This is a genomic window from Micromonospora sp. MH33 (assembly GCF_003013775.1).
GTDB lineage: Bacteria > Actinomycetota > Actinomycetes > Mycobacteriales > Micromonosporaceae > Micromonospora > Micromonospora fulviviridis.
On sequence record NZ_MUYZ01000469.1, the window covers coordinates 1 to 3394 of the forward strand.

General features: G+C 69.6%; 4 protein-coding genes. All 4 read left to right on the forward strand.

Going from position 1 to position 3394, the window contains the following annotated elements; genetic code table 11:
• Window positions 1-360 precede the first annotated feature (360 nt).
• The 4 genes from B0E53_RS39915 to B0E53_RS34515 all read left to right on the forward strand — a co-directional run bounded on the left by B0E53_RS39915 (window position 361) and on the right by B0E53_RS34515 (window position 3336).
• Complete coding sequence (locus B0E53_RS39915; protein ID WP_246835748.1) at window positions 361-738, forward strand: hypothetical protein; 378 nt, start codon at window positions 361-363, stop codon at window positions 736-738.
• Window positions 739-1685: 947 nt separating this feature from the next.
• Window positions 1686-1985, forward strand: a complete 300-nt coding sequence (locus B0E53_RS34505) for a hypothetical protein (protein WP_146167903.1) — start codon at window positions 1686-1688, stop codon at window positions 1983-1985.
• On the forward strand, window positions 1982-2512 hold the full coding sequence (locus tag B0E53_RS34510) for a DUF6036 family nucleotidyltransferase (RefSeq protein WP_107079727.1): 531 nt from the start codon (window positions 1982-1984) through the stop codon (window positions 2510-2512). The genes B0E53_RS34505 and B0E53_RS34510 overlap by 4 nt, the downstream gene beginning before the upstream one ends.
• Window positions 2513-2787: 275 nt before the next feature.
• Entirely contained in the window at window positions 2788-3336 is a 549-nt protein-coding gene (locus B0E53_RS34515; protein WP_107079728.1) for a hypothetical protein, read from the forward strand.
• The last annotated feature ends 58 nt before the right edge of the window (window positions 3337-3394 follow it).

The window sequence follows — 3394 nt, forward strand, 5'->3', positions numbered from 1 at the left end:
TCCACGCACCGCAGCCAAACACCACCACGACGATCATACAAGCGACACGCCACAACAACCTAACAAAGCACTACTAGTGCGGTGTCCACTAACGTTCACCGGGTGTCCGGTGGTGGTTGTGGATCCTCGCCTTTTGGGCGAGCGACTCCCCGCCACGGGTGGTGGGGCGGGCCTCCGCGGGCCAACTGATCCTCGCGCCGCCCGGGGGCGGCGGGGGTCACGTCGGGACTGGCCGGCACCGGGGAGGTGCCGTCCGGCTCGACGGTGCGTGACCACCCCGGGCACCCGAACGGGTGTGGGGGTGGTGGTTCCGCCGCCCGGGGTGCGGGTGGCGATGGTGGCGGCCGCGACGAGGTCGCGGTGCCCGGTGAAGTGGCAGTGTGGGCAGGTCAGGGTTCGGCCGCGGGGTTTCGGTACCCGCCGCCGGCAGGCCGGGCAGGTCGAGGAGGTGCCGCGTTCGTTGACGAGGTGGACGGTGATGCCGGCCAGGACGGCCTTGTCGGTGAGGACCTGCAGGAGCCGGCCGATCTGCCACTGCCGCAGCCGCAGGTTGTGCCGCCGCCCCGCGTCCAGGTCGAGCACCCCACGCGGGTCACCCACGTGCAGCACACCGACCCGCTCGCGGACCGCCCAGGACACCACCGTGTGGGCGGCCTCGTGCTGGGCCTGACGCACCCGGCGCCGGTGCCGGCCCTCGACCCGCCGCGCCCGACGCCGGTACTGACGCCACCGCCGTGACCCCTTCTGACCGGGCTTCGGGGCCCGTCGGGCGACCGCACGGCAGCGGGCCTTGGTGTCGGCCAGGTGCATGCGGTGTTCGGCGCGGATCGCCCGCCCCGACACCAACAGCGCCTGTCCGTCCGGGCCGGCCACCGCGTACGGGTGGATGATCCCAGGTCCACCCCCGCCACCCTGGCCGGGTCCGGTCCCTCACCCGACGGGTAGGTCGCCACCGGCACTTCAGCGGTCACGTCGAGGAACAGCCGGCCGCCCTCACACAGCAGCGTGATTGACCGGACCTGCTCGACCGGATACGGCAACTCCCGCGCCAGCCGCACCCACAGCGGCGGCGCACCCTTGGCGCAGGGGACCCGAACCCGATGCCCGTCGAGGGTGAACGTGCCGTGATACCAGCGCACCGGCATCAACCCGCGGCGACGCCGCGGGAACCCCGCCGACACGTCACTATCCTTGCGGCGTTTCGCCGCCGCGAACCAGGCATCGGAGAATCGGCGCAACACCGACCGGGCACCCGTCGAATCCAACTCCCCGAACGTGCCCGGCCCCGACACGGACAGCTCCCGACACAACTCCTGATACCCCGCCAGCGGCGCATCCCGGCGGCGACGTCGCCACCCGTTGACCTCCAACACACACGCCCACACGTCACCGGCCGAACGCAGCAACCCAAAACACCGCCGCCGCTGCCCCGACGTCACCCGCAACGCCACCCGCGCGGTGCGATGCACCACCCGCGGCGCGGCAGGATCCCGACGACGAGGCACAACCCCAACCCAACACCACCAGTACGACAAAACTCTCCGGCAACCGACCCGGCGAACGTTTGTGGTCACGGCACTAGCATCAGGGGTGTGCAGAGTCATGGTGCAAGTTATGAGCCGCTGACGGTGGCGCGGCTGGGCGCACTGCTCGTCGGAGCCGACGAGACGCGACGGTGGCGGCTGGTGGCGGAGTTCCTCGAGGAGTACCGCTGGGAGCCACCGGAAAAACGTGCCGCCCTGTTGAACGAGGAGCCATCCGCCACCGGCGACGAACACTGGGACGTATTCCTGGCGGCGTTGGCGGAGCACCTGGCGGCCAAGGACGGGCGCGGGGCACCCTCGTGGGTCGAGACACGGTCGCTGCGTCGGTTCTGGTTCCCGTTCAACACCCGGGCCGCTCGGGTCGATGCGGTGGTCCACGCCCCGGCGGCGTTCCGGCGTCGTGGTGTGTACGTGTCAGCGCAGGAGTTGAATGTCGCGTGAGCACTGGTGATCCGCTGTTGGACCGTGCCGGGATCGAGGACGCCTTCCGCAGGCTCGGGGACCGGTTACACCGGCGAGGTGTGGTCGCTGACCTCTACATCTTCGGTGGAGCGGCCATGGCTCTGGCCTACGACGCGCGACGGGCGACCCGGGACATCGACGCGGTGTTCCAGCCACATGGCGTCGTACTCGACGAAGCTCGCGCGGTCGCCGATGAGCTCGGCCTGCCGCACTGGTGGCTCAACGAGCAAGCGAGCGCCTACGTGGCTCCCGGTGGTGATTTGGCTGCCCCTCGCGTCTTTGACCATCCGGGCCTACGAGTGGCAGCGGCGTCCCCGGAACATCTCCTGGCCATGAAGGTGCTCGCCGCGCGTCGCCGGGACGCCGACGACATCCGCTTCCTGGTCAAGCACCTCGGGCTGACCACCACCACGCAGGTCCTCAACCTCTGCGCGGAGGTCTTCCCCGAGGAGGAGGTGCCGGGCCGGGCGAGACTCGTCCTCGACGACGTGTTCGACTCCGGATAACCCTGCAATCGATCTTCCTGCTGCACCTACCAGCCAGTCCCGTCTGACGACCCGTCTGGCTATCGGTGAAACCGTTACGACTGGCCCATGAGCTGCGGAATGCGGTTCGGTTCTGCCACATTGAGTCCAGCCGAAACGGATACCCAAACGGAGGGCGTCAAGACAGCCGCACGCGCCACAAGCCGGATTGCGCTGATGATCCACACCGCATGGCGTGGTCCTCCGCATGGCGTACCTGTCGTCTCCCACCGGGGAAGGGCGTCTAGGTTGGCACGGTGCAGTCACTCGCCGATCATCTCCGTACCCTGACCCAGGAGCAGCTCACCAGTCTGGTCGCGAGCCGCCGCGATGCGACCGTCGAGCCTGCGCCCAAAACCGCCGAGCAGCTCGCCGTACGGCTGCTCCACCCGTCGTCGATGGCGGCTGCCTGTGCGTTGCTTACCCTGCCGCAGCTTCAGGTGGGCGAGGCTGCCGGGTCGCTGGGTGACGGGTGCACCACCGCGCGGCTGGCGACGCTGTTGGGCGTACCGGAGGGCGACGTGGACCTGGCCGTGGCGCTGCGCCGTCTCACCGAGCTTGCCCTGATCTGGCCGTACGCCGACGGTTTCGCGGCGGCACACCTGAGCCCGTTGTGGCCGCACCCGCTGGACCTCGGAGCTGGCGCCGCCGAGCTGCTCGTCGCCCGGAACTTGAACGAGCTGCGCAGGCTGGCGAAGTTGTACGGCATCCCCGTGACGGGCCGCGGGAAGGACGAGTTGATCGTTGCGCTGGTCGGCTGGCTGGCGCGGCCGGAGAACGTGCGTCGGCTAAGGCGTGTTTCATAAGCGGGTCAGAGCCACTCGCAGATGATGGTGATGGTCAGGACGGCCTGGAACCGGACGG